The organism is Mesorhizobium sp. WSM4846 (assembly GCF_055811415.1).
Genome location: NZ_JBVVPZ010000015.1, coordinates 62,814 through 83,414, shown reverse-complemented (window position 1 = coordinate 83,414; position 20,601 = coordinate 62,814). Strand labels below are relative to the sequence as shown.

The following is a 20,601-nucleotide window of genomic DNA, read 5'->3' as shown; positions in this document are numbered from 1 at the left end:
CATGGCCATGTCTCTTCCCATGTCCTCCGAGGCAACGCCGGACCATTTCCGGTTCGCCGGCCTGCGGCGCCCCGCCAAGCTGTTGTTCGGCACACCGCTCAACGCCGCGCTCACGCTGCTGTTCGGCGCGCTGCTGTTCGTCACCGTGCCGCCCATGCTGCGCTGGCTGGTGATCGATGCGGTGCTCTTCGACCCCGACCCGAATGCCTGCCGAGCAGCCACTGGCGCCTGCTGGAGCTTCATTTATGCCAAATCCGGCCAACTTCTGTTCGGCATCTATCCGTTCGACGAACGCTGGCGACCAGCCATTGTTTGCCTGCTCATTCTGGCGCTGCTCGGCTGGTCGGTGCGTCCGGCGAGCTGGACGTCACGACTGCTGGCGCTCTGGGTGGCAGCGTTCGCTTTGATCTTCTGGCTGATGGGGGGAGGCTTCGGACTGGCCGAAGTGCCGACTTCATCCTGGGGCGGCCTGCCGGTGACACTGATCTTGACCGTCGTCGCCATCGGGATCGCCTTTCCGGTCGGCATCCTGCTCGCGCTGGCAAGGCGCTCGACCCTGCCGGCCGTCCGAGTCGGCGCGGTGTTGCTGATCGAATCCGTGCGTGGACTGCCATTGCTGTCCATCCTGTTCGTGGCGTCAATCATGATGCCGCTGTTCTTGCCCGAGGCGCTGCTGCCCGACAAGTTCGTGCGCGCGCTTGTCGCGCTCACCATCTTCGCGGCTGCTTATCTCGCCGAAGTGATCCGCGGCGGCCTGCAGGCCATCCCGAACGGGCAGTATGAGGCAGCAGCGTCGCTCGGCCTGCCCTTTTGGCGCACACAACGTCTCGTCATCCTGCCGCAAGCCATCCGGGTGGTGATCCCTGCGCTCGCCAACACCATCATCGTCATGATCAAGAATACGAGCCTTGTCCTGGTCATTGGGCTGTTCGACCTGATCAGTTCAGGCAAGGCTGCACTGGCCGACCCCGAATGGCCGTCGCCAGCCGCCGAGACCTTTCTCTTCATTGGCGCGATCTTCTTTGCGCTGTCCTTCTCCTTCGCCCGCTTCGCCGATTTCCTGGAGCGGCGGGGCCCGGCCGCTCACTAGGAATGCTGCAATGTCGACGTCCGTATCTGCCATCCGGCACGTTCCATCCCTGCCCATGACAAACGATCCCACCGCCGTCGAGATGGTCGGCGTGAACAAGTGGTACGGGGCCTTCCACGTATTGAAACATATCGATCTCACCATCCAACGCGGTGAAAAACTGGTGATCTGCGGACCGTCTGGTTCAGGCAAATCGACCATGATCCGCTGCATCAACAGACTCGAAGAGCACCAGCAGGGCCGCATCGTCGTGGATGGTATTGAACTGACCGGCGACCTGAAGAAGATCGATGAGATCCGCCGCGACGTCGGCATGGTGTTCCAGCACTTCAATCTGTTCCCGCACCTGACCATTTTGGAAAACCTGACGCTGGCGCCGATCTGGGTGCGCAAGTTGCGGCGCAAGGATGCCGAGCAGGTCGCCATGCACTATCTCGATCGCGTGAAGATCCCGGATCAGGCGCACAAATATCCCGGGCAGCTTTCCGGCGGCCAGCAGCAGCGGGTGGCCATCGCGCGCTCGCTTTGCATGAGCCCGAAGATCATGCTGTTCGACGAGCCCACCTCGGCGCTCGACCCTGAAATGGTCAAGGAAGTGCTCGACACCATGATTTCGCTGGCCGAAGAGGGCATGACCATGCTGTGTGTTAGCCACGAGATGGGCTTCGCCCGACAGGTGGCCGACCGTGTCGTCTTCATGGACCAGGGTGAAATCGTCGAGATCAACACACCGGCCGAGTTCTCGAGCCCGCACCACGAGCGCAGCAAGCTGTATCTGGCCCAGATCCTGCATTAGCACGCAATTCCTCGTGCGTATGGTCAGCATGGAGCGCGTGGCGTGAGGCAATGTGATGACGACCCCCACGCTCACCTGCGGCTGGCGCGTAGAGGCCGCAACCCGGCCAGAGTGACCGCAACGAGCCGGCGGACCGCTGCTTTGGATGGCAGGCTGCTGGCCGCTGCGAGGGCGTGGAGGCAAAAGATTGCAAGCTCGCCGGGCGCGATATCATCCCGGATGTCACCAATCCTTGCGCCTTCGGTTAACAGGTCGCGGATGAGATGGCTGAGCCGCTGCTGCGCCCGGGCGACGTGCTCGCCTCGATGCAGGCGCGCCGCGAGTTCGGTGCCGTGGTGCTCGTGGGAAATGAACGCGTAGGCCTCGAGCACCGCTTTGAGCTTCTCGCCAGCGTCGCCAGCCTGGTCCCGGATTGTGATTAGATGTTCGAGATGCCCGGCGACCTGACGTTCATGCCAGGCGACGAGGATCGCTTCAACGTCCGGGAAGTACTTGTACAGCGTCGCACGGCCTATTCCGGTCTCCTCGGCGATTTTCGACATCGTCACCGACAGAAGCCCGTGCTCGGCCACCAGCGCCGCAGTGGTGTCCAAGGTCGCGTCACGCACCGCACGGCGGTGTGCATCGATGGTTTCGTTCCACAGCTTCGGCATCACCCCAAGATACCTGACGTGGCGACTTTGTCGAGATAAGAGACATCATGACTTTACATAGACAATTTGTCTCGATAAAATCGGGCCGTCATTGGATGTCGACATAGAGGCCGGAGGAACGTACATGGCCGATCCGCCCTCCTACCCCGGCGCACCACGCTGGGTAAAAGTGTCGGGAATTATCGCGATCATCCTGGTCCTGCTGGTTATGACCGCGATCTTCACCGGCGTCGGCGGGCCCCACGGTCCCGGCCGGCACATGCCCTCCCCCAGCGTTACGGAGCCTGGCGTGCAACAGCCATGATCATGACACCCGGCCTTCGCAAGTTCACCCTCACCGTGCATGTCACCTCCTCGGTCGGCACGCTCGGCGCGGTCGCCGGCTTCCTGGCCCTCGCCGTCGCCGGCCTGGCCAGTGAGGATTCGCAGATGGTGAGCGCCGCCTATCTCGCGATGGAGTTGATCGCCTGGTACGTCATCGTTCCGCTGGTTCTCGCATCGTTGGTGACCGGGCTTGTCCAGTCGCTGGGCACTCCATGGGGTCTGTTCCGGCACTACTGGGTCTTGACGAAACTTCTTCTGAACGTGCTTGTCACCATCGTTCTGCTGCTTCAGCTGGAGCTAATTGGCTATTTAGCAGCGTCTCTGCAGAGACGAAGTTATCCAGCGCGGATCTTCGGGGGCTAAGGGTCTCACCTGTGATCCACGCTGTGGGAGGGCTGCTGGTGTTGCTCGTGCCGGTGGCGCTGTCGCTGTACAAGCCGCGGGGCTTGACCCGGTACGGGTGGCGCAAGCAGCATGAGGGATCCATGGGTCCGCATCCATAGATGCACCCGTCTACACCGGCGCTCCGCCGCACCGGAACAAAGTTTTCGCGCTTCCGTTACGCAGCATGTCATTTGTTGCACACCTGCAAGTTCTACGGCGGGCGAAGGCAGCCGTTTTCATCTGCTTCGCTGCAGGTTTGCTTCTGTCGGCCGGGCAACCCGCTACCGCGCTGAACCACGCTCATCCTCCCAGCACGGAATTGCAATTGCCGCATTCGACGACGCAAGTCAGTGAGGCGGATGACACCGACCCATGCGCAAATACCGGCCATCGCGTCGCACATTGCTGTTCGGCGCTCCATTGCGTGGCCGGCTTCCCAGCTGTACCGGCGACTCTGCCGAGTGCCGCGCTGAAATCTCCTGTCCGTGTCGAAACCGCCAACCTGCCCGGCTCGCGAAATCCCTGACCGGTTGGACCGACCTCCAAAGCTCTAAGCGAATTCATGCCACGAGCCGGTGCCGGGGCGAGACTTTGGCGCCGCGCGTCATAGTTCAAGCATTCAGGAGACAAATGATGACCAAAACCAAACTCACGATCGCTACGGCACTGCTGCTCTCGAGTTTCGCCTCGGCGGGATTCTCCCAGCAATCCTCCGACCAGCCTATGGATGTGGCTCCAGCGCCGCTGCCGGAGCAATGCGGTCAGGCTGAAGGCGCGACAGCGGGGCACACCATGGCAGGAATGGCCGGCATGGACATGTCCGGCATGGATGAAGCGTAGAAGGCCAACATGGCGGCGATGATGAAGATGCATCCTGCCATGATGCAAGGCATGATGGCCAAAGACCCTGATGTTGCCTTCGCGTGCGGGATGATCGCGCATCACCAGGGCGCGATCGACATGGCCGAAGTCGAGTTGAAATACGGCGACAATGACGAAGCCAAGAAGATGGCCCAGACGATCATCGACGCTCAGACCAAGGAAATCGGCGAGTTCAAGCAGTGGCTTGAGACCAACGCAAAGTGATCGTCAGGAGCGTCATAGCGCTTCTAAACTCGAAGAAAGGACACCTTCCATGCATCACCTCAGCCCCGAAATGAAAAACTGCATCGACGAATGCCTGCACTGCTATTCCGTGTGCCTGTCGACCGCGATGGGCCACTGTCTCGAACTTGGCGGCCAGCACACGGAGAAGAAGCACTTTACGCTGATGATGGCGTGCGCCGAGATCTGCCGGACATCGGCGCATTTCATGCTCATCGGTTCCGAGCACCACAAGCATACTTGTGGCGAATGCGCCGAGATCTGCAACGAATGTGCGGATGATTGCGAGCGCTTTGGCGACATGCAGGAATGCGTCGAGGCCTGCCGTCGCTGCGCAGAGAGCTGCCGGAAAATGGCCGCCTAGAAGCCGCTGAGGGCGCACGGTTCAGACCGAGCGCCCTCGTTACTGCGATTGTCATCTGAAGAACACGAACTTGACCAAGGCAGCGATCTCGAGCACGACCAGAGCCAGGAGAATGAAGCCTGCCACCCCCATTCCCCACATTCCGCCGGACATCATCTGTTCCATCATTTTTCGCTCCTATTCCGCGGCCAACTTCAGCCGTGCGTCTACTCTTGGCTCCTCGACCGCACTCCGGCTCGGCAACCGCCAGCCCTTGACGATGCCGTAGACAGCCGGAATCACGACGAGCGTCAGGATGGTCGATGAAATCATGCCGCCGATCATGGGCACGGCTATCCGCTGCATGACCTCCGATCCGGTGCCCGTGCTCCACAGGATGGGCAGCAAGCCCGCCATGATGGCGACGACGGTCATCATCTTCGGGCGTACGCGCTCGACGGCGCCGAACATGATCGCCTCGTTAAGATCCGTTTTGGTCAAACTCCGCTTCCCGGCCGCACATCTGGCCCTCGCTTCGCTCCACGCGTTGTCGAGATAGATCAGCATGATGACCCCGGTTTCGGCGGCCACGCCGGCGAGCGCGATGAAGCCCACCGCGACCGCGACCGACATGTTGAAGCCCAGCCACCACATCATCCAGATGCCGCCGACGATTGCGAAGGGCAGCGACAGCATGACGATCAGCGTCTCGGTTAGCGCCCGGAAGTTGAGGTAGAGGAGCAGAAAGATGAGCGCGAGTGTTAGCGGCACGACGATCTTAAGCCGCGCCTGGGCACGTTCGAGATATTCGAACTGCCCGCTCCAGGCGACCGAATAACCGGGCGGCAGTTTTACCTCGGCGGCGACGGCCTGTTGCGACTCGTTGACGTAGCCGCCGAGATCACGGCCAGCGATGTCGACGAAGATGTAGACTGCGAGCTGCCCGTTCTCGGTGCGGATCGAGGTCGCGCCGCGCGTGAGTTCGACCTTGGCCACCTCTCCGAGAGGTACGAAGCCGCCGCCAGGCAGTGCGATCTGCACGTCGCGGGCGATCGCACCGGGATCGCTTCTCAGCGCGCGTGGATAGCGCATGGCGACGCCATAGCGTTCGCGGCCTTCGACCGTGGACGTGATCACCTTTGCGCCGAGCGCAATGGAGATCACGTCCTGCACGTCGCCGATCGACAGGCCGTAGCGTCCGAGGGCTGCCCGGTCGGGCACGATGTCGAGATAGTAACCGCCGATCACCCGCTCGGCATAAGCGCTCGACGTGCCCGGCACCGCCCTGAGTACCGCCTCGATCTGGCGCGCGACATTTTCCATCTCGCCGAGGTCGGTGCCGTAGACCTTGACCCCGACGGGCGTGCGTATGCCCGTCGACAGCATGTCGATGCGGGCGCGGATCGGCATCGTCCAGGCATTCGACACACCCGGAAACTGCAGCGCGGTGTCCATCTCGGTTTTCAGACTTTCCGACGTGACCCCTGGCCGCCACTCCGATTTCGGCTTGAGATTGATGATGGTCTCGAACATCTCGATCGGCGCAGGGTCGGTCGCGGTCTGCGCCCGGCCCGCCTTGCCGAAGACGGATTCCACCTCGGGGAAGGATTTTATAATCCGGTCCTGCATCTGCATCAGTTCGGCCGCCTTCGTGACCGAAATTCCCGGCAAGGTCGTCGGCATGTACATCAACGTTCCCTCGTCGAGGTTCGGCATGAACTCGCTGCCGAGCTGGCGCGCGGGCCAAACCGTCACTCCAAGGGCGACAATGGCGAGCAGGATCGTGAGCGTCTTTGCCCTCAGCACACTGGCAATGATCGGCCGGTAGAGCCCGATAAGCAGCCTGTTGAGCGGATTTCTGTGCTCCGGCACGATGCGGCCGCGCACCAGCATCACCATCAGGGCGGGCACCAGTGTCACCGAGAGCAGCGCTGCGGCCGCCATGGCGAAGGTTTTGGTGAAGGCGAGCGGACCGAACAGACGGCCTTCCTGGCTTTCAAGCGTGAATATCGGCAGGAACGAGACGGTGATGATGAGCAGGCTGAAGAACAGCGCTGGCCCGACCTCGGCTGCAGCCTTGATCAAAAGCTCGATGCGGGGCTTGCCCGGAGGCGCCCGTTCCAGGTGCTTGTGCGCGTTCTCGATCATGACGATCGCCGCGTCGATCATCGCCCCGATGGCGATAGCGATGCCACCGAGGCTCATGATATTGGAGCCGAGGGCAAGCAGCTTCATAGCGGCAAAAGCCATCAGGATGCCGACGGGCAGCATGATGATGGCGACCAATGCGCTCCTCACATGAAGCAGGAACACGATGGTGACGAGGGCTACCACGATACTCTCCTCCACCAGCGTTGACTTCAGAGTCTCGATCGCAGCCTCGATGAGCTTTGAACGATCGTAGACGGGCACGATCTCGGTACCTTCAGGCAGGCTCCTTTCGATCTCAGCGAGACTTTCCTTGGCGTTCTCGATGACGGTGAGCGCGTTCGCGCCGACCCGCTGCAGCACGATGCCGCTCGCGACCTCGCCCTCGCCGTTCAGTTCGGCGATGCCGCGGCGCTCGTCAGGCACAATCTCGACCTTCGCGACGTCGCCGAGCCTGAGCGGCACGCCGCTGACCGACTTCAACGCGATGCTTTCGATGTCGGTCGCACTCTTTAGGTAGCCGCGTCCACGCACCATGAATTCGAACTCGGAGATCTCGACCGTGCGGCCGCCCGTGTCCATGTTGCTGGTACGAACCGCTTCGCCGATTTCCGAAAGCGTCACGCCCTGAGCGCGCATCCGCGAGGGATCGATCACGATCGAGTACTGCTTCACGAAACCGCCGACGCTTGCGACCTCGGACACCCCTTCTGCCTTCGAGACTGCGAAGCGGACCACCCAGTCCTGCAGGGAACGGAGTTCCGCGAGGGACAATTCCTTGGCAACGACGGCGTACTGGTAAACCCAGCCGACGCCTGTCGCGTCCGGTCCGAGTGCTGGAGAAACGCCGTCGGGCAGACGGCTGGCGGCCGCGTTCAGATATTCGAGCACCCGGCTCCGCGCCCAATAGGGATCGGTGCCGTCCTCGAAGATCACGTAGACGAAGGATACGCCGAAGAAGGAGAAACCGCGCACCACCTTCGACCGTGGCACGGTCAGCATAGAGGTCGTCAGCGGATAGGTGACCTGGTCCTCGACGACCTGCGGGGCCTGGCCCGGATAATCGGTGAACACGATGACCTGGACGTCGGAGAGGTCCGGTATGGCATCCAGCGGCAAGGTCTTGACCGCATAGACCCCCGCGGCAGCGGCAAGTGCGGTCGCGAAGAATACGAGGATCAGATTTCGGGCCGACCAGGCAATGAGCTTTGCGATCATGGCTGCGCCTCCGCAGGCGTCAGCGCGCTGAGCGCGGCCTTCAGGTTGCTTTCGGCATCGATCAGGAAGTTAGCCGAGACAACGACCTTTTCGCCTTCGGCAAGGCCCTCCATGATCTCGGCCATACCGTCGCCTCGCATACCGATCTTCACGTCGCGCGGCTCAAAGCTGCCTTCGCCCTTGTCGACGATCACAACCTGGCGGTCCCCCGTGTCGATGACGGCGCTGTCGGGCACGGCCACGACAGGATCAGTGCCGCCCGTCGCGATCTCCACCTCGGCATACATGTTGGCAAGCAGCAGCCCCCCGGGATTGGGGAGTTCTATGCGAATCCTCGCGGTCCGGGTCTGCCCCTGGATTTCAGGGTAGATCAGACCGACCTTGCCTTCGAACACCTTGCCCGGAAGGCTGCGGATGCGGACGGTCGCCTTGTCCCCGATACGAACCGAACTCAACTCGTATTCCGGCACATCGGCCATTACCCAGAGGGTCGAAACATCGGCGATCCGGAACAGGGTCTGGCCCGCCTCCGCCATCATGCCGTCGACGGCCAAGCGCTCCAGGACAACGCCGCTGCGGGGCGCCATCAGCGTAACCGAGATCGGCACCTTCTTCGTCTTCTCGATCTCAGCAATCGCTTCCGCAGGGACGCCGAGATTTTCCAGACGCTGTAGGCTGCCTGCGACCGCGCCTCCACGCGCGTCGCCCTTCAGGTCGGCGGCATAAAGCGCACCTGCCGCGGCGATCTCCTTGGCGTAGAACCGCACCAGCGGCTGGCCTTTTTCAATCGCCGTTCCAGTCGTCACGTCAGCCACTTCCTCAAGGAAAGCCTCGGTGCGAGTCGAGACGACGCTGACGCGGCGCTCGTCCAGCGTGACTGTGCCGGGGACCCGGACCGGACGTTTGATCGCGCCTCTGGTGGCCAGCGCTGTCTTCACGCCTGTCCGTTGCAGCTTTCCTGCCGAGACTTTGACGGTCGAGCCGTCATCCGCTTCACCTTCGAAGACGGGAATGTAGTACATCCCCATGGAATCCTTCTTCGGCACAGGAGACGTGTCCGGCAGGCCCATGGGATTGCGGTAGTAGAGGATCTTCCGGTTGCTCGGCGCCACCGCTTCGCCGCCTACCTTCATCTCGGGGCGAAACTCGAAGCTCACATCCTCGCTTGCCAGAACCGCCACGAAATCCCGGCCATCTTCGGTGCGCTTTGGTGTCGGCGAATAGGCGGGATCTCCGTCGGGATGGCGGTAGTAGATGACGTGACCAGAGGGAGCCGGTTCGGCAGTCGCCGGTTTCGGTTCCGCGTTGAGCGGGCGCCCGATGGTCGTCTCGATCATTTGCACGATGTCCGAGACGGATAGATCATGTTGTCCGGCCGAGTATCCGCCGGCGCCCGCCCCTGCCGTCAATACGGCGAGGGTCAGGAATGAGCCGAACCTTTTCATTGGACGGCCTTGAATTCCAGGCGGCGCTCGACAGTCTCGGTCTCGCCCTGGACCTTGGCGGCAAGCGAGAATCGCCAGCCGCCCGCCATCGTGAGGTTGGTCTTGAAGCGATAGATGCCGGGCTCCTCGGGCGGCAGCGCCTCGACGGGCGTGCTCATCGCCTCCATTCCGTCCGGAGCCATGTCCATTCTGGTGGCGAACACGACGGCGTTGGCCACCGGGGCGCCTGTCCTCTTGTCGAGGAGCCTGACGGCGACGATGGCGCCGCCCCCTTCCTTGATCTCGTTCTCAACGAGCTGGAATTCGTAGTCCTCTTGCGCTGCTTTGGCCGCTTGGGAAGCGACAGTGACGGATGCAAGCGCAAGCATCGCGGTGCGAAATGCGAGTTTCGACTTCATGATCAATGTTTCCGACTGACAGTGTTCCGCGCTTGCGCACGGCGCGAGCATGACAACGTCATGCGAACGGCCCATGCGGCCTTCCTCTGCACGGGTCGCGGCGCTAAACGCGCCTATTTGCCAGTCAGGCTTTGGGTGGTCGCGGGGGCGGTTCGCCGATAAGCGAGGGTAGGATCAGGTCTTTGCCGTTCAGGAAGTCGTCGCCGACCGGCGCAAGGAGAAAGAAGGAGTGCGCTTCGGCAAGCGGGGCGCTGACCATCCCCGACACGCACAAAACGGCCAACGGGCAATCCTTGCCGCAGTCCGGCACCATTGGCTTGCCATCCGGGCAGCAAGGCATGTCGTCTTGCATGATCGATAAAGCTGGCCCGGCGACAGCGGCACTCGAGGGCGAAGCTCCCAAGGGTGCAAAGGCCAGCCCGAATACGGCCAGCAGTAAGAGCATTCTTCCGAAACCGAACAAGTTCGTCATCGACCACATTTTGGCATAGGGAGCCACCGGACGATAGTGTTTCCGGGATTTGTGACCTTCTTGTGAACGGCGCACAAGCCGTTCGCTACAAACGCGATGTCATGGGCGCGGCCCACTGCCGGAGAGTAGAATCGAATCGAATATCGACGCGAGAGATGATAGCATCGTCTTGGATCCTCGGGAGGAGGAGATGCGCGCCATTGCATTTTTTGCCGGCGTGATGGTGGCTACGCCCTCGATGGCGGCGGAGCAACTGGTCTTTTACACTGCCTATTTTCCGGATGCCACCTCGGTTCAGCTCCGCGTCCTGAACAATAGCGTCTCGCAAGATGGCGACTATGACGTTGCCATCGGTTTAGTCGAGACGGACGCGAGCGGCGCCATCAGGTATGAAGATACCGGCAGGCATCGTGCGCGCGTTCGCTGTAATTATCCGGCGTATGTGAGTGTAGGCACGCGAAAATATCCAATGGTGATGCCTCTGAGCCGAGCCTTACATGACGATTGGAAAGAATATCTCTGGATGACATTTTGTGCGGTCCCCTCGTCTTGATACCCGTGAATGTGAGGTCACCGGATCGTCCGATCTTCAACTGATAATAGCGGCTTATACCCCTGATGCGGCCGACCGGGTTTCTGGCCTGACCGTCGCCGTGACAGGTCGCACGGCGCGCGGCGCATCGGCCGGCCGTGTAGCGTTCCGATCGGGACCCTGCGATTGGTAACTTTGTATCCTTGACGCCTGCGTTGGCAGCAGATGGACGTCGACGGTTTCAGATCGGCCCGGGACGGTTGCAGCCCTCTGCGTTTGCCACTCAGGCGTCCTCCAATGCCGCGGCAGTTTGCAGGCGAGTTCATCCGAGATGACGATGCGAGCGTCCGTTAGCTTGCACATCGCCTGAAGCCTGGCGGCCAGATTTACCGAATCGCCGATAACGGTGTATTCGCTATGATGTTCTCCCGGTATGACGCCCCCGATCACGTGGCCGTAGTGAACGCCGATCGCGAAACTGAGGGGTTCCTCGCCGTCGCGCACCCTGATCTCGCTCCACACATCGAGAAAGTGGGACAACTCGACCGCGCATTCGAACGCGCGTAGCGCGGCGGTCGCGAGCGGCAAAGGAAAGCCGAATACAGCCATGACGCCATCGCCGATGAATTTGTCCACGACCCCATCACATCCCGATACCGCCTGCGTCACCCGCCGCCTGTATTCGGTGAGGAGGGATGCTATCTCCTCCAGCGGCATCGTCTCCGAGAGCCTCGTGAAGCCTCGGATATCGACGAACAGTATCGCCGCTTCCTGGCGGCGAAGACCAAGATTTGCACCCTCCGTTGCCAAGCGCTCAGCCGTCTCGGGAGCAAAGAAGCGGGTCAAGTTCGCCCGCTCGCTAGAACTTGCGACCGCTTCTTGCACCAGCCGCCGGATGTCCAATACCAGAACGATCTGGATCGCCGCGACGACGGTGAAAGCCACAAGCCGAACGCCCGCTGCCTGAGTTTCTTCCGAAGAGAGGCGGAAGACGGCTCCAAAACCGTCCTCCCAAATCGGCATCAAGACAACCGCCGAGGAGCCAAGAATAACGATGAGTGCGAAGGCGGCAACCGGCCCCGCGCGCATGCGCATGCTCGCGTGTGAAAGAAGCACAAACGCGATCGCGAGGCTTGGCGTTGCCAGCGCATCGACCAAGGAAGAGGCGGAGTCAAGGAGGTGCTCGGCGGTCAGATAGATGACGAGCGACGCGTCTACTGCAACATAAATCCAGTTTAGCCATGGGCGGAATAACCTCGTAATCACCAGGCCTACAGCTACAAAGCTAATCGCGGCATAGGCGCTCAGCAGCGTGAGGTGGATCTCGTGATTGACGATATCCGGTTCAAGCGCGACGGAGAGCGCGAACACGAACAAGGCCACGAACCGCCAAAGCGCGGTGCGCAGTTCGTTGCGCTGCTCGACCTCCGAAATGAGAACATCGATCTCCGTTCGAGCGCGATTGCTGGATGTCATAGGTACTCAGCTCGATTTCGAAATTAGGTGAACCTATCGACGAGGACCGCATCCTTGGTTTCGAGGGCCACAGGGGTCATCGATCGTCCCGATAGAACGATCGTAGCGCGGTCGACAGTGCGGCATCCCCAAAAGGATCTTGGCAGCCACTCGCGATGGCGGGCCGACGTTTTCCGACGGCCTGCCATCCACGCACCTCGCCTACTTGATTTCCGTGACCGTGATGCGCCCGTTCACGCGATCGGCTGTGAACTCTATCGCCTGACCCGTTTTGACTTTATCGAGCATGGCGTCCTCCGCGACGACGAACACCATCGTCATAGCGGGCATGTCGAGATTCGCCAGCGGCTCATGTTTGATTGTCAGCTTCTTCTGCTTAGCGTCGATTTTGACGACCTCGCCTTTAACGTATTCCTGTGCGAGCGCGCTCCCGCCGATGGCGAGCGCGAGCGCCAGGGTCGATAGTGCCTTTACCAATAGTTTCATGGCTGCTTCCTTTGCGGGTTTGAGGGTTAGTGAGCGACGCTGATGTCGCCCTTCATGCCGGAATCGTAGTGACCCGGGATCAGGCAGGCGAAGCCGAATTCGCCGGCGTTGGCGAACGTCCAGATGATCTCGCCTCTGGCGCCGGGCGCCAGCCGGATCGAATTGGGATCGGCGTGCTCCATCTCGGGGAATTTCTCCATCAGCGCCTTGTGCTCCATGATCCCGTCATGGACGTCCATGACGAATTCGTGGTCGACTTGGCCCTTGTTGACGAACTCCAGGCGAACGGTCTCGCCCTTCTTCACCTTGAGCACGGCCGGCTGGAACAACATTTTTCCGTCGTCCTTCTCCGACATTGAGATGTTGATGGTCCGCTTTGCCTTGCCAGCCTCGCCAGGGCTGCCGATCGGCATCGTGGCGGCTTTGTCGCCATGGCCTCCAGCGTGGGTTCCACCGGCAAGAGCTGCTCCCGAACTGACCGCCATCAAAACGGTCGCTGCGATTATATGTTTCATGTTGCACTTTCTCTCGTTGTTGAGGTTGAGGGGATTCGGATTCTCATCCCTGTTTGCCGTGACCGCCGTGCGTTGCCGGGGCCATCGTTTTTGCGTCGCCTGATTTCGTCGGAGCGGGGACATCTCCCTTCCACTCGTAAGCCACGGTTCCCTCCGGGTGCTGGTACCAGCCCGGATCGGCATAGTCGTTCGAGGCGAGGCCCTCGCGAACCTTCACGACCGAGAACATCCCGCCCATCTCGATCGCGCCGAATTGGCCCCAGCCGGTCATCATCGGGATCGTGTTGTCGGGAAGCGGCATCTCCATCTCGCCCATGTCGGCCATGCCACGGTCACCCATGGCCATGTATTCGGGCTGCACCCGGCGGATCTTGTCGGTGACCTTCGAGTTGTCGACGCCGATGAACGTGGGCACGTCGTGGCCCATGGCATTCATTGTATGATGCGACTTGTGGCAATGAATCGCCCAGTCGCCTTCGTATTTGGCATCGAACTCGTACGCCCGCATGGCGCCCACGGGGATGTCGATCGACACCTCCGGCCACCGCGCCTCCGGACGGACCCAGCCGCCGTCCGTGCAGGTCACTTCAAAGTCATAGCCATGCATGTGGATCGGATGGTTGGTCATCGTCAGGTTGCCGACGCGCACCCGCACCCGGTCGTTCTTTGCAACTGGGAGATGGCTGATCCCCGGAAAGACGCGGCTGTTCCATGCCCACAGATTAAAGTCCGTCATCTCCATGATGCGCGGGACGTACGACCCCGGTTCGATGTCGAAGGCGTTCAGCAGGAACACGAAATCGCGGTCTACCCGCATGAACGTCGGGTCCTTCGGGTGAATGACGAAGAAGCCCATCATGCCCATGGCCATCTGGACCATTTCGTCGGCGTGCGGGTGGTACATGAATGTGCCGCTCTTCACGAGGTCGAACTCGTAGACGAAGGTCTTGCCGGGCGGGATGCCGGGCTGGGTTAGACCGGTCACTCCGTCCATGCCGTTGGGCAGGATCATGCCGTGCCAATGGATCGTCGTGTGCTCCGGCAGTTTGTTTGTTACGAAGATGCGGACTCGATCGCCCTCGACCGCCTCTATGGTCGGGCCGGGCGATTGACCATTGTAGCCCCAGAGATAGGCAGTCATGCCGGGCGACATCTCGCGCTCGACCGGCTCGGCCACGAGGTGGAACTCCTTCACGCCGTTGTTCATGCGATGCGGAAGGGTCCAGCCGTTGAGCGTCACGACCGGCTGGTAGTCCGGTCCGCTCGTTGGGAAGATCGGAGGCTGCATGTCGGGGGACTCCATGATTGCAGCGTCGGGCAGCCCCATCGCGGACGTTTTGGTCCATGCAGTGGCGCCGGCGAGCAGGGCTCCCGCGCCAAGCAATTGACGTCTTGAAAGCATTTTCTTCTCCTTGAGGTTCAGTGGCCTTCGGCGCCCGCTTCGGCTGCTGCCGGTGCGTCGCCGCCGCCGGGCGAGCCTGCGCCGCCACCGTGGATGGCGGTCCCGAGATTGACGTCGGCCAGCCAGAAATTGCGCTTGGCGTTGAGGGAAAGCATGATCGAGCTGATTTTCGCGCGTGTGTCCGCCAGCAGTTCGAACGTGTTGGTGATCATGCCGTTGTAGGTGAGGAGCGATTCCGCCTCGATCTTTGTTCGCAGCGGCACAACATTGTTCCGATAGTGCCGGGCAATGTCGTGGGTCGAACGGTAGGCGTCATAGGCGGATCTGGCCTCGGACCGGATATTGACCGCCTTTTCCGCCATCCGATTTGCAGCTTGCATGTAGTCAAGTTCGGCCTTGCGCATGCGTGCCTTGCCGGTGTCGAAAATCGGAATGACGAACTCGAGCTCGAGAGTGGGTGAGACACTCGTCTCGGTTCCGCCCTCCTCGGCCTCCTCGCGTTCCACCTCCACGCCGGAAAGCAGTTCCAGATCGCTGACGTAGCGCGTCGCCTCGGTCAGACCGTAGGATTTCGCCAGCGCCTCCAGCTCAAGCCTTGCGATCTCAAGGTCGACGCGATTTCTTACCGCCTCCGCCTCGATCGCGCGTTTGGCCTTGGCGCCTTTGGGCAAGGCTGGAAGCATGTTGGGGACTGAGTACTCGACGTCCGGCCCCCAAAGGCCCATCAGCCGGGTGAGCTCTTCCTTGGCGGTCCGGGCGGCGAGCCGCGCCTCCGCCGCCTGACCGGTGATCTCGGCATAAAAGACGTGTTCGCGGGCTTGGCCGGTTTTTGTGAAGGCGCCCGTCTCGCCAAGTTTTTGAGCAAGTTCGGAGGCAGCATCGGCTGCGGCTTGCGCCTTGCTCAGATAGGAAACGCTCTCCCAGGCCGAGACGGCGTTGATCCAGGCCCGCCGCGTGTCCGCGGCCAGACGTAACGTTTCTTCGGCGGCGCGGAGCTGAGCCTGACGGAATCGCGCATCCGCGACTGCGACGCGCCGCTTATGGGTCGCGAGCGCAAGGATGTTGCTGACCACCGCTCCTTCAATCGTCCGCACAGGATCGACGCCGATCATGCCGACCGAGATCGTCGGATTGACGAGCATCGATTCCTGCCACATGTCGGCCGCCGACAGGCCGATCTCGGCGTAGGCGGCCTGCAGGCCCTTGTTGTTGAGCAAGGCGACCTGCACCGCGGTGTCCGGGCCGATCGTCTTCTTCTGGACGAGGCGCTTCACGCGCTCCGAGACCGTCCGCGCTTCCTCGCTGGACTGCACCCAGACGGTTTGCTTGCCGGTCACGGATTCGGCACGCGCCGCGACTGTCGTGAAGCCGGCCATGGGGGCTGAGATGCCATTGAGCGCGCCGCTGGTCGTGCATCCGGCAGCGATCAGCGGGATGGTTACCATCGCAATCATGGTCAGGAGCCGGCGCTTCATGATCCGGCTCCCGGGTTCGCAGGGGAGCGTTCTTCATTAAGGCGCCGCCAATTCTGCGGATCCACTGGCTCCCGGTGGCTATAAACGACGACCGGGTGGTAGTGCGCATCACGGACGCCCATAGCCGGATCGGCCGGATTGAAGGTGGGAAGGATGTCCGGCGGCGTGGTTGCAGAACATCCGGCAACTAGCAGCGATGCGAGCATCGCGGAGCTTGCGATTTTCATTGTAGACCTGAAGCTTGACGTATGCGTTTGGCCGCGCGGGAACGGATTCCCGACGCTGCGCGCGAACGCCCGAAGAGGGCGCGTCAATTCAGGTGTGTTTGGGGGGCCTTATCAGCGCTGCGTATTCGCCAAGCGGCAAAGTCACGGCAACGACCGACGCAAAGCAGCGGGAGACAACATGCTCCAAGTCAGGGCATTCGACCGGCACCGCATGTGCCGGTGCACAATGGACTTCACAGCTCTTGTCGGAGGATTGCTTGGCGCCGTCGTGATGATGGTCCGACGTGTCCGCGTCGTCCGCCGTGGCGCCGTGATGGCCCATGTCGTGTGCAGATGTCTCGGCCTGGAGATCCACCCCGGCGTGAAGATCCGCCCCCGCGTGAAAACCCGTGGCGTTGGCTGTGGCAAACAGACCAGGCTGAAGAGCCGACATGACCAGGAATACGACCGCCAGCATTGCTCGGAGCGGTATGTTTCCTAGGATCGTAGTTCGACCAAGAGTCGTCATCGCACCCTTCCGACATTGTTCGTCTGATTTGTCAAGTTCGCGTGCGTAAAGTTTGTTGCGTGCAACCAAAAGTGAACGCCACTGCCTGCTGCGACGCGTCTGCATTTCGATTTCACATCAGGCTCAGCACCGTTCCGGCGACAACCAGATAACGCGAAACCTTCGCCAGGGCGACGATCGCGACGAAGCTCCATAGCGGCTCGCGCAAAGCCCCAGCGACCACGGTCAGTGGGTCACCGACGATCGGCATCCAGCTTAACAAGAGCGACCATCTTCCATAGCGGTGATACCAATTCGTGGCGCGGTTGAGCGTCGCGGGACGCAGCGGAAACCAGGGCCTGTCCCGGAAGCGTTCGATCCCTCGACCAAGACCCCAGTTCACCACAGAACCCAGGACGTTGCCCAGGCTGGCGACAAGAACCAGCATTGCGGGCGAGAAGGAATCCATGGCGAGGAGCCCTGCAAGGGCGGCCTCCGACTGCGCCGGGAGGATGGTCGCCGCAGCGAAGGCAATAGCAAACAGGCCGCCGTAGATGGCAAGGATATCCATCTACGTTTCGCCTTGCGGAGCGGGCTTCAGGGTTGCACATCGATTACGACCATCAGTCCGCCACCGCCCTTCTCTTCGACATTGTTGTTGGTCGTATGATGCCCGATATGGCAATGGATCAGCCATTTTCCGGGCCGACGTGCCTGCCAGACGACATCGTAGCGTTGCCCTGGTCCGACGTTGACTGTGTCGGCAAGGAATCGTGCCGACTCCGGGATAGTCTCGCCGTCGCGGGCGACAACTTCGAATGGACCGCCGTGCATGTGCATCGGGTGGATAAACCCATTATTGGTGCCGATGAAGCGCACTTTCAGAGTTTCGCCGACCTTCATCCTGATCGTGTCCGTCGAAGGATAGGAGCGGCCGTTGATGGTGAAATAATTCGGCTGCCCGCCGTCCATCGGCATCGACGGAAAAGTCAGGCCCTCCCGCATCAGCCATTCCTGAAGCTGGATAACATAGTCGTGGTCTGCCGCAATCTCGTCCTGGGGATTGGCGGGATCGATGATGAGTGCGCCGTAGAGTCCGAGCGCCTGCTGGCGATCGACATGGTCATGCGAGTGATAGAAGTAGGTTCCCCATTGGCCTGCCGTAAATTCGTATCGGTAGCTGCCGCCGGGCGGGATCGGCTCCTGCGTGATCTCGGCCGGGCCGTCCATTTCGTTCGGCAGGATCAACCCGTGCCAATGGATGGTCGTACTCTCCGGCAGGCGATTCGTCACATTGATGCGCACCCGGTCGCCTTGCCGGATATGCAGCCGCGGGCCGGGAACCTGCCCGTTGATCGCATAGGCGTCGACTTTCACGTCCGCCAGGATCGCCCAGCGGATGACCGAGGTTTCCAGGTCGAACACCTTTACCCCGTTCTCCATCCTGGCTTCCAGTTCCCGGTCGCCGCGAACCTCCAGACCATGGCTGGCCGTGATCAGGCGAGGATGCACGGCGGCCATATCCAGCATCGCTGCAGCCGGCGTGTCGCGGTCCATGATCATGCCGGGCGGCATGATGGCGCCGCCTACGTCTCGCGCGCTGAGGGTAAGGTTCACCCAATTGGCCGGAGCGATCATGCCGAGCGCCAGCGCGAGTACGGACACGCCGCCGAAGGCCGCGAGTTGCGGCACAGTTGCATCCGGTTCCATACCGTCGTGACCGCCATGCGAACCACGCGACCCTCCTCCCCCATCGCCGTGGGAGGAGCCATGGCCGGATCCATGATGGCCAGGCCCGGGATTGCCGCCTGGGTTGGCATGTCTGGGCTTGGCATGTTCATCGAGGCGCGCGTAAGCGTGGTGCCCCACCATCCCGGCTTTCGCGCCGCTATGTGCGTGCTCGCGCCTGCCTTCCCTTGCCTTGTCGAACTCCGGTTCACGTTCGGTCATCAGCCCGTGCTTCAGTCCACGGGCCACCATCCATACGTTGGCGGGATATGCGGTGATGAATCCAACGATCACGCCGAACGACATGACGCCCCAGAACAGGAGCTCGGTCGGTTCCATGGCCCGCATGTCGCTGCCCATCATCAGGAAGCTCATGATCGGCGCCATGCCCGCCATCATGAAATTCATGCTGATGAATTCCGGCATAAAGCTCTTGCGGACATTCTCCCAGTAGGTGCCGCCCATCATCGATTTCATGAACAGCGACTGGAAGATGAACAGGCCGAATGCGAATCCGGCAACATACTCGACAATGAGATCGATCCACATCGGCAGCCCAAGAGCGGCGGTGATTGCCGCCGCGAGGATGATGCCGGTGGCGTCTCCGGCGACACAGTGGATCGTCGAGCCGACGCCTTGCTTCCAGAGCGGTTTGGTGAACGCCTCATGTTCGCCTGGCCGAGGCTCCTTGTCGGCCAGCACGTAAATCAGCAGTCCCAGCGGCCCCATATAAAGCGTGACCAGGATGAAACCCCATTTCATCACCACGGGTTCGGGGTTGTTGCGGAACTGGTCCCACGCAACATAGGCCGTGCTCAGGCCCGCCAGAACGAACCAGACTGCGAGGAAGTAGTCGACGGGCTGTACGAACATTGCAGGATTCCTGTCGATTGTCGTCAATGTCACCTAGTCCGGCAACGGGTGAAGTCGATGCCTTGCCTACTGCCGTTTCTCCCTGAACTTGGCGTGGCAGTTCGTGCAGTTCTGCAGCATCAGATGGAATACGTGTTCGGCTGGGATCTTCGAAGGATCGGAATCGGCCGCGCCGCCAGCCCGTTTTCCGAGCAGGCTGCTGCCCATTGCCATTCCGGGTTTCATCCTCATGGCTTCCGTAATGCCTTCGGGCGCATCGTCAGCCGCATCTGACAGCGCCGCAGCCAGGCTTTCGAGATGGCGAGCGAGCGCGGCGAATTCTTCTTGGGACTGACCGATATCCGCCTTAGCGGCCGAGGGTTCACCAAGCGAGTCCGCTGGAAATGCGTCTACCATGGCACTTCCGGACCGGCGGCGAATGGTTTCGGTTGCCGCCTTGAAGGCTGCGGCATCGTAGGCCACCTTGCCGGCAAAAATTTCGGAGATGGTCTTGGCGGCGCTCGCCATCGCCTTCATCGACGCTTGGCGCTCGGCGACGACTGGGGCGACGGCTGTCTTCGGGAGCGCCATCCCGGCGGCGATCCCGGCGGTAACAAGGACTGCTGCAATGATGGGGACGCGCCTCACTGAACCGTGCCGTGTCCAGCAAGCCCGTCGATGATCGGGCAATCAGGTCGGTCATCGCCGTTGCAATGGTCGGCGAGATGCCGAAGCATGTCCCGCAGTCCGGCGAGTTCCGCCAGTTTCCGGTCGATTTCAGCGAGCTTGGCTTCCGCTATGGCCTTCACATCCGCGCTCTCGCGCTCCTTGTCGCGGTAGAGTGAAAGGAGTTGTCGGCATTCCTCCACAGAGAAGCCAAGACTTCGGGACCGCTGCAGGAAGCGCAGGCGATGGACGTCGGCCGTCGAATAATCCCGGTACCCGTTGTCGGCACGATCAGGCCTAAGAAGACCGATGTCTTCGTAGTATCGGATGGTCTTTGGCGGCAGGCCGGACTTTTCTGCGGCGGTTCCTATGTTCATGGT

23 protein-coding genes are annotated in these 20,601 nt (G+C 61.4%); 10 read left to right on the top strand and 13 right to left on the bottom strand.

Annotated features, from left to right (window positions below; genetic code table 11):
• The first annotated feature begins 1 nt into the window (after nucleotide 1).
• A complete protein-coding gene (locus AC0L15_RS15135) occupies nucleotides 2-1,090 on the top strand; it encodes an amino acid ABC transporter permease (protein WP_287249222.1) in 1,089 nt (362 codons plus the stop codon).
• Between the two features lie 55 nt (nucleotides 1,091-1,145).
• On the top strand, nucleotides 1,146-1,886 hold the full coding sequence (locus AC0L15_RS15130) for an amino acid ABC transporter ATP-binding protein (RefSeq protein WP_287249296.1): 741 nt from the start codon (nucleotides 1,146-1,148) through the stop codon (nucleotides 1,884-1,886).
• 71 nt (nucleotides 1,887-1,957) lie between these two features.
• Here AC0L15_RS15130 and AC0L15_RS15125 read toward each other — a convergent pair whose 3' ends face one another.
• Nucleotides 1,958-2,539 (bottom strand): TetR/AcrR family transcriptional regulator, encoded by a 582-nt coding sequence (locus AC0L15_RS15125; RefSeq protein WP_287249298.1) that lies wholly within the window; start codon nucleotides 2,537-2,539, stop codon nucleotides 1,958-1,960.
• Between the two features lie 124 nt (nucleotides 2,540-2,663).
• On the opposite strand from AC0L15_RS15125, the gene AC0L15_RS15120 reads away from it, so the two are divergent.
• The 5 genes from AC0L15_RS15120 to AC0L15_RS15100 all read left to right on the top strand — a co-directional run bounded on the left by AC0L15_RS15120 (nucleotide 2,664) and on the right by AC0L15_RS15100 (nucleotide 4,715).
• The gene (locus AC0L15_RS15120; protein WP_287249224.1) at nucleotides 2,664-2,843 is read left to right on the top strand and encodes a hypothetical protein; all 180 of its coding nucleotides are present in this window, start codon (nucleotides 2,664-2,666) and stop codon (nucleotides 2,841-2,843) included.
• On the top strand, nucleotides 2,840-3,226 hold the full coding sequence (locus tag AC0L15_RS15115; protein ID WP_287249226.1) for a hypothetical protein: 387 nt from the start codon (nucleotides 2,840-2,842) through the stop codon (nucleotides 3,224-3,226). The genes AC0L15_RS15120 and AC0L15_RS15115 overlap by 4 nt, the downstream gene beginning before the upstream one ends.
• A gap of 651 nt (nucleotides 3,227-3,877) precedes the next feature.
• Nucleotides 3,878-4,087 carry a hypothetical protein gene (locus tag AC0L15_RS15110; RefSeq protein WP_353813122.1) on the top strand — a complete coding sequence of 70 codons (210 nt, stop codon included), beginning with the start codon at nucleotides 3,878-3,880 and terminating at the stop codon, nucleotides 4,085-4,087.
• Between the two features lie 9 nt (nucleotides 4,088-4,096).
• On the top strand, nucleotides 4,097-4,333 hold the full coding sequence (gene copM, locus AC0L15_RS15105; protein ID WP_353813123.1) for a CopM family metallochaperone: 237 nt from the start codon (nucleotides 4,097-4,099) through the stop codon (nucleotides 4,331-4,333).
• A 49-nt stretch (nucleotides 4,334-4,382) separates the two neighbouring features.
• On the top strand, nucleotides 4,383-4,715 hold the full coding sequence (locus tag AC0L15_RS15100) for a four-helix bundle copper-binding protein (protein WP_287249228.1): 333 nt from the start codon (nucleotides 4,383-4,385) through the stop codon (nucleotides 4,713-4,715).
• A gap of 177 nt (nucleotides 4,716-4,892) precedes the next feature.
• Here the strand turns inward: AC0L15_RS15100 and AC0L15_RS15095 are convergent, their stop codons facing one another.
• Genes AC0L15_RS15095 through AC0L15_RS15085 form a run of 3 tightly spaced genes read right to left on the bottom strand, consistent with a single transcriptional unit; the run spans nucleotide 4,893 to nucleotide 9,903 of the window.
• Nucleotides 4,893-8,060 carry an efflux RND transporter permease subunit gene (locus tag AC0L15_RS15095; protein ID WP_473496540.1) on the bottom strand — a complete coding sequence of 1,056 codons (3,168 nt, stop codon included), beginning with the start codon at nucleotides 8,058-8,060 and terminating at the stop codon, nucleotides 4,893-4,895.
• Nucleotides 8,057-9,505, bottom strand: a complete 1,449-nt coding sequence (locus tag AC0L15_RS15090; RefSeq protein ID WP_473496539.1) for an efflux RND transporter periplasmic adaptor subunit — start codon at nucleotides 9,503-9,505, stop codon at nucleotides 8,057-8,059. The genes AC0L15_RS15095 and AC0L15_RS15090 overlap by 4 nt, the downstream gene beginning before the upstream one ends.
• Nucleotides 9,502-9,903 carry a FixH family protein gene (locus tag AC0L15_RS15085; RefSeq protein ID WP_287249232.1) on the bottom strand — a complete coding sequence of 134 codons (402 nt, stop codon included), beginning with the start codon at nucleotides 9,901-9,903 and terminating at the stop codon, nucleotides 9,502-9,504. Before AC0L15_RS15085 ends, AC0L15_RS15090 begins: the two co-directional genes overlap by 4 nt.
• A gap of 182 nt (nucleotides 9,904-10,085) precedes the next feature.
• Here AC0L15_RS15085 and AC0L15_RS15080 point away from each other — a divergent pair, with 182 nt between their 5' ends.
• Entirely contained in the window at nucleotides 10,086-10,394 is a 309-nt protein-coding gene (locus AC0L15_RS15080) for a hypothetical protein (protein WP_287249233.1), read from the top strand.
• A gap of 171 nt (nucleotides 10,395-10,565) precedes the next feature.
• Entirely contained in the window at nucleotides 10,566-10,928 is a 363-nt protein-coding gene (locus AC0L15_RS15075; protein WP_287249234.1) for a hypothetical protein, read from the top strand.
• A 54-nt stretch (nucleotides 10,929-10,982) separates the two neighbouring features.
• On the opposite strand, the gene AC0L15_RS15070 is transcribed toward AC0L15_RS15075, so the two are convergent.
• From AC0L15_RS15070 to AC0L15_RS15050, 5 genes are all read right to left on the bottom strand, one after another.
• Nucleotides 10,983-12,383: an adenylate/guanylate cyclase domain-containing protein gene (locus AC0L15_RS15070; protein ID WP_287249235.1), complete on the bottom strand. Its 1,401-nt coding sequence runs from the start codon at nucleotides 12,381-12,383 to the stop codon at nucleotides 10,983-10,985.
• Between the two features lie 201 nt (nucleotides 12,384-12,584).
• Complete coding sequence (locus AC0L15_RS15065; RefSeq protein ID WP_287249236.1) at nucleotides 12,585-12,869, bottom strand: copper-binding protein; 285 nt, start codon at nucleotides 12,867-12,869, stop codon at nucleotides 12,585-12,587.
• Nucleotides 12,870-12,895: 26 nt separating this feature from the next.
• Entirely contained in the window at nucleotides 12,896-13,384 is a 489-nt protein-coding gene (locus tag AC0L15_RS15060) for a cupredoxin domain-containing protein (protein WP_287249237.1), read from the bottom strand.
• Between the two features lie 43 nt (nucleotides 13,385-13,427).
• Nucleotides 13,428-14,786, bottom strand: a complete 1,359-nt coding sequence (locus tag AC0L15_RS15055; protein ID WP_287249239.1) for a multicopper oxidase family protein — start codon at nucleotides 14,784-14,786, stop codon at nucleotides 13,428-13,430.
• A 17-nt stretch (nucleotides 14,787-14,803) separates the two neighbouring features.
• Nucleotides 14,804-16,261 (bottom strand): TolC family protein, encoded by a 1,458-nt coding sequence (locus AC0L15_RS15050; protein ID WP_287249240.1) that lies wholly within the window; start codon nucleotides 16,259-16,261, stop codon nucleotides 14,804-14,806.
• Nucleotides 16,262-16,414: 153 nt separating this feature from the next.
• On the opposite strand from AC0L15_RS15050, the gene AC0L15_RS15045 reads away from it, so the two are divergent.
• Entirely contained in the window at nucleotides 16,415-16,969 is a 555-nt protein-coding gene (locus tag AC0L15_RS15045) for a hypothetical protein (protein ID WP_473496538.1), read from the top strand.
• Nucleotides 16,970-17,108: 139 nt separating this feature from the next.
• Here the strand turns inward: AC0L15_RS15045 and AC0L15_RS15040 are convergent, their stop codons facing one another.
• From AC0L15_RS15040 to cueR, 4 genes are all read right to left on the bottom strand, one after another.
• Nucleotides 17,109-17,546, bottom strand: a complete 438-nt coding sequence (locus tag AC0L15_RS15040) for a YqaA family protein (protein ID WP_091593883.1) — start codon at nucleotides 17,544-17,546, stop codon at nucleotides 17,109-17,111.
• A 26-nt stretch (nucleotides 17,547-17,572) separates the two neighbouring features.
• Complete coding sequence (locus AC0L15_RS15035; protein ID WP_287249243.1) at nucleotides 17,573-19,576, bottom strand: multicopper oxidase domain-containing protein; 2,004 nt, start codon at nucleotides 19,574-19,576, stop codon at nucleotides 17,573-17,575.
• A gap of 66 nt (nucleotides 19,577-19,642) precedes the next feature.
• Nucleotides 19,643-20,146, bottom strand: a complete 504-nt coding sequence (locus AC0L15_RS15030) for a cytochrome c (RefSeq protein ID WP_287249245.1) — start codon at nucleotides 20,144-20,146, stop codon at nucleotides 19,643-19,645.
• Nucleotides 20,147-20,199: 53 nt separating this feature from the next.
• Nucleotides 20,200-20,598, bottom strand: coding sequence for a Cu(I)-responsive transcriptional regulator (gene cueR, locus AC0L15_RS15025; RefSeq protein WP_023798548.1), 399 nt, complete (start codon nucleotides 20,596-20,598; stop codon nucleotides 20,200-20,202).
• Between the last annotated feature and the right edge of the window lie 3 nt (nucleotides 20,599-20,601).

Excerpts from the sequence above, each read along its gene's own strand:
- AC0L15_RS15135 (WP_287249222.1), top strand. The coding sequence starts at position 2 with ATGGCCATGTCTCTTCCCATGTCCTCCGAGGCAACGCCGGACCATTTC.
- AC0L15_RS15130 (WP_287249296.1), top strand. The coding sequence starts at position 1,146 with ATGACAAACGATCCCACCGCCGTCGAGATGGTCGGCGTGAACAAGTGG.
- AC0L15_RS15125 (WP_287249298.1), bottom strand. The coding sequence starts at position 2,539 with ATGCCGAAGCTGTGGAACGAAACCATCGATGCACACCGCCGTGCGGTG.
- AC0L15_RS15120 (WP_287249224.1), top strand. The coding sequence starts at position 2,664 with ATGGCCGATCCGCCCTCCTACCCCGGCGCACCACGCTGGGTAAAAGTG.
- AC0L15_RS15115 (WP_287249226.1), top strand. The coding sequence starts at position 2,840 with ATGATCATGACACCCGGCCTTCGCAAGTTCACCCTCACCGTGCATGTC.
- AC0L15_RS15110 (WP_353813122.1), top strand. The coding sequence starts at position 3,878 with ATGATGACCAAAACCAAACTCACGATCGCTACGGCACTGCTGCTCTCG.
- copM (WP_353813123.1), top strand. The coding sequence starts at position 4,097 with ATGGCGGCGATGATGAAGATGCATCCTGCCATGATGCAAGGCATGATG.
- AC0L15_RS15100 (WP_287249228.1), top strand. The coding sequence starts at position 4,383 with ATGCATCACCTCAGCCCCGAAATGAAAAACTGCATCGACGAATGCCTG.
- AC0L15_RS15095 (WP_473496540.1), bottom strand. The coding sequence starts at position 8,060 with ATGATCGCAAAGCTCATTGCCTGGTCGGCCCGAAATCTGATCCTCGTA.
- AC0L15_RS15090 (WP_473496539.1), bottom strand. The coding sequence starts at position 9,505 with ATGAAAAGGTTCGGCTCATTCCTGACCCTCGCCGTATTGACGGCAGGG.
- AC0L15_RS15085 (WP_287249232.1), bottom strand. The coding sequence starts at position 9,903 with ATGAAGTCGAAACTCGCATTTCGCACCGCGATGCTTGCGCTTGCATCC.
- AC0L15_RS15075 (WP_287249234.1), top strand. The coding sequence starts at position 10,566 with ATGCGCGCCATTGCATTTTTTGCCGGCGTGATGGTGGCTACGCCCTCG.
- AC0L15_RS15070 (WP_287249235.1), bottom strand. The coding sequence starts at position 12,383 with ATGACATCCAGCAATCGCGCTCGAACGGAGATCGATGTTCTCATTTCG.
- AC0L15_RS15065 (WP_287249236.1), bottom strand. The coding sequence starts at position 12,869 with ATGAAACTATTGGTAAAGGCACTATCGACCCTGGCGCTCGCGCTCGCC.
- AC0L15_RS15060 (WP_287249237.1), bottom strand. The coding sequence starts at position 13,384 with ATGAAACATATAATCGCAGCGACCGTTTTGATGGCGGTCAGTTCGGGA.
- AC0L15_RS15055 (WP_287249239.1), bottom strand. The coding sequence starts at position 14,786 with ATGCTTTCAAGACGTCAATTGCTTGGCGCGGGAGCCCTGCTCGCCGGC.
- AC0L15_RS15050 (WP_287249240.1), bottom strand. The coding sequence starts at position 16,261 with ATGAAGCGCCGGCTCCTGACCATGATTGCGATGGTAACCATCCCGCTG.
- AC0L15_RS15045 (WP_473496538.1), top strand. The coding sequence starts at position 16,415 with ATGTCCGGCGGCGTGGTTGCAGAACATCCGGCAACTAGCAGCGATGCG.
- AC0L15_RS15040 (WP_091593883.1), bottom strand. The coding sequence starts at position 17,546 with ATGGATATCCTTGCCATCTACGGCGGCCTGTTTGCTATTGCCTTCGCT.
- AC0L15_RS15035 (WP_287249243.1), bottom strand. The coding sequence starts at position 19,576 with ATGTTCGTACAGCCCGTCGACTACTTCCTCGCAGTCTGGTTCGTTCTG.
- AC0L15_RS15030 (WP_287249245.1), bottom strand. The coding sequence starts at position 20,146 with ATGGCGCTCCCGAAGACAGCCGTCGCCCCAGTCGTCGCCGAGCGCCAA.
- cueR (WP_023798548.1), bottom strand. The coding sequence starts at position 20,598 with ATGAACATAGGAACCGCCGCAGAAAAGTCCGGCCTGCCGCCAAAGACC.